The sequence below is a fragment of the Mycobacterium sp. TH-M11 genome, from assembly GCF_057473725.1.
Genome location: NZ_JBYCLD010000012.1, coordinates 1 through 4,741, shown reverse-complemented (window position 1 = coordinate 4,741; position 4,741 = coordinate 1). Strand labels below are relative to the sequence as shown.

At 67.3% G+C, this 4,741-nt stretch carries 7 protein-coding genes; 6 read left to right on the top strand and 1 reads right to left on the bottom strand.

The features are described from left to right. Nucleotides 1-151 precede the first annotated feature (151 nt). From AC2VOG_RS00545 to rplL, 5 genes are all read left to right on the top strand, one after another. The gene (locus AC2VOG_RS00545; RefSeq protein ID WP_486937965.1) at nucleotides 152-760 is read left to right on the top strand and encodes a DUF7158 domain-containing protein; all 609 of its coding nucleotides are present in this window, start codon (nucleotides 152-154) and stop codon (nucleotides 758-760) included. A gap of 6 nt (nucleotides 761-766) precedes the next feature. After that, nucleotides 767-1,678: an ROK family protein gene (locus AC2VOG_RS00540; RefSeq protein ID WP_486937964.1), complete on the top strand. Its 912-nt coding sequence runs from the start codon at nucleotides 767-769 to the stop codon at nucleotides 1,676-1,678. 84 nt (nucleotides 1,679-1,762) lie between these two features. Beyond that, nucleotides 1,763-2,083 (top strand): hypothetical protein, encoded by a 321-nt coding sequence (locus AC2VOG_RS00535; RefSeq protein WP_486937963.1) that lies wholly within the window; start codon nucleotides 1,763-1,765, stop codon nucleotides 2,081-2,083. Nucleotides 2,084-2,385: 302 nt separating this feature from the next. After that, nucleotides 2,386-2,973 (top strand): 50S ribosomal protein L10, encoded by a 588-nt coding sequence (gene rplJ, locus AC2VOG_RS00530; protein WP_486937962.1) that lies wholly within the window; start codon nucleotides 2,386-2,388, stop codon nucleotides 2,971-2,973. 28 nt (nucleotides 2,974-3,001) lie between these two features. Further along, nucleotides 3,002-3,394 (top strand): 50S ribosomal protein L7/L12, encoded by a 393-nt coding sequence (gene rplL, locus AC2VOG_RS00525; protein ID WP_486937961.1) that lies wholly within the window; start codon nucleotides 3,002-3,004, stop codon nucleotides 3,392-3,394. A gap of 51 nt (nucleotides 3,395-3,445) precedes the next feature. Here the strand turns inward: rplL and AC2VOG_RS00520 are convergent, their stop codons facing one another. Beyond that, nucleotides 3,446-4,117 (bottom strand): TetR/AcrR family transcriptional regulator, encoded by a 672-nt coding sequence (locus AC2VOG_RS00520; RefSeq protein WP_486937960.1) that lies wholly within the window; start codon nucleotides 4,115-4,117, stop codon nucleotides 3,446-3,448. Between the two features lie 77 nt (nucleotides 4,118-4,194). On the opposite strand from AC2VOG_RS00520, the gene AC2VOG_RS00515 reads away from it, so the two are divergent. After that, nucleotides 4,195-4,741: carotenoid oxygenase family protein (locus AC2VOG_RS00515; protein ID WP_486937959.1), on the top strand; the 547-nt coding region annotated here is incomplete at its 3' end.

Genomic DNA, 4,741 nt, shown 5'->3' with positions numbered 1-4,741 from the left:
TGGGTGCGGTGTTACCGGCCCGCGGCACCGTCGACGTCAGCTTCGAGGTGAACCCGCCCGCGTGGGTCGAGCCCGGTCAGTGGTGGGCGCTGATCCGGATCGGCTGCGCCGGCCGACTGGTCTACTCGCCCGCTGTGCAGGTGAAAGTGCAATGAATGTTGCTTTGGTGCAGGGTATTGCAGTCCCGGTCGAGGAGGTCGACGAGCGGGAGGAACGATTGCGCGGCGGTGCGCGGGCCGCAGCGTTGCCGGCGGTCGGCACCAGCGAGGGCCGGCAACTGCGGCGTTGGCTCACTCAGCTGATCGTGACCGAACGCGTGATCGCACTCGAGGCGCAGGCTCGCGGGGTGAGCGCCGACCAAGCCCCCGCCGAGGACGAGTTGCTGCCCGACAGCACCGCACGGCTGGAGATCGGCAGTATCGCCGCCGCGGCACTGGCCGACCCGCGCGCCCGGGCTCTGTTTGCTCACGTCACCTCCGGTGTCGAGGTCAGCGACGGCGACATCGCCGCCTATCACGATCGAAACCCGCTGCGGTTCGCCGGCTCTCAACGCGACGCCCACGGCTGGCGGACCCCAGCCTCCGCCGTCCCGCCGCTTGCAGAGGTGCGTTGCGCGATCGGCGAACACCTGCGCGGGGCCGCCCGACGGCGAGCCTTCCGGGTGTGGCTCGACCAGCGCCGCGCGGCACTTGTCCGGCTGGCGGCCGGCTACGAGCATCCCGGCGACCCACGTCAACCCGACAACACCCACCGGCACTGAGCTCTGATGTTGACCCTGGCTCTGGATATCGGCGGCACCAAGATCGCCGTCGGTCTGGTAGACCCGTCCGGCGAATTGGTACATACGTTTGTCGAGTCCACCCCGAAAGATCATGACCCGGAACATGTCTGGGATGTGCTCGATCGCCTGATCGCCCGTGCGGCCAAGACTGCACAAGGGCAGATCCGCGCTGTCGGCATCGGCTGCGCGGGCCCCGTCGACGCTGTCACAGGAACCGTCAGTCCCATCAATATTGTTTCCTGGCAACGGTTTCCGTTACGCGATCGGGTCGCGGGCGTGGTGCCCGGCGTGCCGGTGCAGCTGGCCGGAGACGGCGTCTGCATGGCTCTCGGTGAGCATCGGCGTGGTGCCGGGGTCGGCGCCCGCTTCATGCTCGGCATGGTGGTCTCGACCGGTGTGGGCGGCGGACTGGTACTCGACGGTAAGCCGTATCACGGGCGGACCGGCAACGCCGGCCACGTCGGACACGTCGTGGTGGAACCCGACGGGCAGCTCTGCAGCTGCGGCGGCCGTGGCTGCGTCGAGACCGTCGCGTCCGGGCCGTGGATGACGAGGTGGGCGCTGACCAACGGCTGGGCCGGGCCGCCGGGAGCCGATGCCGTGGCCCTGGCCGATGCGGCCGATGCGGGTGAGCCCCTGGCGCTGAGGGCGTTTCACCGGGGCGCGACCGCGCTGGCCGCGATGATCGCCTCGGTCGGCGCGGTGTGCGACCTCGACCTCGTCGTGATCGGCGGCGGAGTGGCGAGGTCGGGTCCGCTGCTATTCGATCCGCTACGGGCGGCGTTGACCGACTACGCGGGCCTGAGCTTCATTCGCGGCCTGCGGGCGATGCCGGCCGCCCTGGGCGGCGACGCCGGTTTGATCGGAGCCGCAGCATTGGTCTCAGCCGTCACATGAGTCACCGGGCCTGGGTGGGTATCGATGTGCCCGCCTTCGAGCGAATTCACCGGCGCTGTCGTAGCTGCATGCAACGCTCCGTCGATGTACACCCTGCGCGGGATCGAGTTGCGTTACGTCCTCACGATGCACCTGGCGCGACACGGCCGGGCATCCATCCGAGAGCTCGTCGAGGCGCTGGACCGCCATGGATTCACCGCCGCCAGGCCGGCGCACAAGTCGGTGTCCGACGCTTTGCGATGGGAGCGCCGACGCGGCAGGGTCCGCCACATCCAACACGGGGTGTACGGCCCGGGCGAGATGCCGCGCGGCACCGAGTACCGGATCCGCCAACGCGAGTTGGCGCTGAGGGCCGCGGCAATTCGCTCGAAGGCGGGCACATCGACCCCCGCCCCGGAGCTGTGACCGGTGTGACTCGCCGTTTTGGCTGATCCCAGCGCTGCACTGTAAGGTAGGCGGCGATCCACCCAAGACCGTCGGTCACCGAGCAATCGGTTGAAGGTTCGGGCTCGCACACAAGTGTCTCGCACACAAGTGTATGGGCCCGGGCGGCCCACGCAGGAGGACGAGGCAGACCTTCGTTGGCGCGAGCCAACGGGAACATCGCGCCCCGACCGCATCCTGCGTCGGGGCGTTCGTCTTTTCTGGCCGGATGACCGAGCCGGACCGGATGGCCGAGCCGGGCTCAAGAACCCAAGGAGGAATGCATGGCACAGGCTGACAAGGCCACCGCCGTTGCAGACATCGCTGAGCATTTCAAGAGCTCAACGGCGACCGTGATCACCGATTATCGCGGTTTGACCGTCGCCAACCTGGCCGAGCTGCGGCGCTCGCTGGCGGGTTCGGCGACCTACTCGGTCGCCAAGAACACGCTGATCAAGCGGGCCGCGTCGGAAGCCGGCGTCGAGGGTCTCGACGAGCTGTTCGTCGGGCCGACGGCGATCGCGTTTGTCAGCGGCGAGGCCGTTGACGCCGCTAAGGCGATCAAGAAGTTCGCCAAGGACCACAAAGCGCTGGTCATCAAGGGCGGCTACATGGACGGCCGGGCCCTGACCGTCGCCGAAGTGGAGCGCATCGCGGACCTGGAGTCGCGCGAGGTGCTGTTGGCCCAGCTGGCCGGAGCGATGAAGGCCAACCTGTCCAAGGCGGCCGGACTGTTCAACGCGCCCGCCTCGCAGATGGCCAGGCTCGCCTTCGCGTTGCAAGAGAAGAAAGCTGCCGAGTCCCCGGCCGAAGCTGCGGCCCCCGCCGCCGAAGCCGAGACACCCGAATCGCCCGCCGAAACCACCGAATAACCCCGTAACACCTAGGAAGGACCCAAATATGTCCAAGCTCTCCACTGACGAACTGCTCGACGCCTTCAAAGAACTCACCTTGCTCGAACTCTCGGAGTTCGTGAAGAAGTTCGAAGAGACCTTCGAGGTCACCGCGGCCGCTCCGGTCGCCGTGGCGGCCGCCGGCCCCGCTGCCGGTGGCGCGCCCGCCGAGGCCGCCGAAGAGCAGTCGGAGTTCGACGTCATCCTCGAGTCCGCCGGTGAGAAGAAGATCGGCGTCATCAAGGTCGTGCGTGAGATCGTCTCGGGTCTGGGCTTGAAAGAAGCCAAGGACCTGGTCGACGGTGCGCCCAAGGCGGTTTTGGAGAAGGCCCCCAAGGAGGCCGCCAACGAGGCCAAGAGCAAGCTCGAGGCCGCCGGCGCCACTGTCACCGTCAAGTAGTCAATTCGCGAAAACCCCCGGAGCCCAACAGGTTCCGGGGGTTTTGGCTATCTAGCGCTGCACCGAGGCCAGCTGCGAACTGCGCACCAGCTCCGGTGAGTCGCCCAGTGCAACAAGCAAATTTGCCGTCAATGCGGCCAGTACCGGTCCGACCGCGCTGCCCTGCTCGCCGTAGGAGCCGGCCAACTCGAGCATGACGAAGCCGTGAATCGCCGCCCAGAACTGCGCGGCGGTGGCCACCACGGCGGCGTCGTCGTCGGGTGAGCCGGCAATACGCCCGGCCGCCATGGCGCGGTGCACACCACGCACCACATGGGCGAAGCTCGGGTAGTGCTCGTCGATCTCGGCCAGGGTCAAGGTCAACACGTTGTGCGCCGGTGCCTTGATGCCGTGCGCGCTGGTGCTACCGAACATCAACCGATACATGTGCGGACGGTCGATCGCATAGCGCCGGTAGGCGATGCCGGTGGCCATCAGATCGGCGACCGGATCTGACGTCGCCGGCATCGTCATCGCCGCATCGAATTGCCGCAAGCCCTCCTCGGCGATCGCGGCGATCAACCCGGGCATCCCGCCGAAGTAGGTGTACACCGCCATCGTCGACGTCCCGGCGGCGCTGGCGATCTTGCGCGTCTGCAATCCGTCCGGGCCGTCCTGGTTGAGGATGTCGACGGCAACGCGCAGCAACTCGTCGCGAATGTTCCGGTCGGCCTGGGGAGTCATCAGCAGACATCTTGACACACCCTGCGACCAAGCGGTATAACACTGGCATATCAATGTTATAGCAGTTAGGATCAGAAATGAGCAAGGTCATCGAAAAACCGCCGGCCAACCCGTACCTGGACGATTTCCTTGCCCCGGTCCGCGACGAAGTGACCGCCACCGACCTGCCGGTCACCGGCCACATCCCAGACTTTCTGGACGGGCGCTACCTGCGCAACGGGCCTAATCCGGTCGCCGAGGTCGATCCGGCCACCTATCACTGGTTCACCGGCGACGGCATGGTGCACGGGGTGTCGCTGCAGGGCGGCAAAGCCGGCTGGTATCGCAATCGCTGGGTGCGCAGCGCCGCCGTGCGCAACATGCTGGGCGAGCCGGCCGCGACCACGCGCAATCTCAAAGCCGGCCTGCAGTCCCTGGGCGCCAACACCAACGTATTGGCGCACGCCGGAAAGACGCTGGCCCTGGTCGAGGGTGGTGTGGCCAACTACGAACTCACCGACGAACTCGACACCGTTGGCCAGTGCGACTTCGACGGGACCCTCACGGGTGGCTACGCCGCCCACCCGCACCGCGACCCGCGCACCGGGGAACTGCACGCGGTGTCCTACTCCTTTGCCCGTGGCA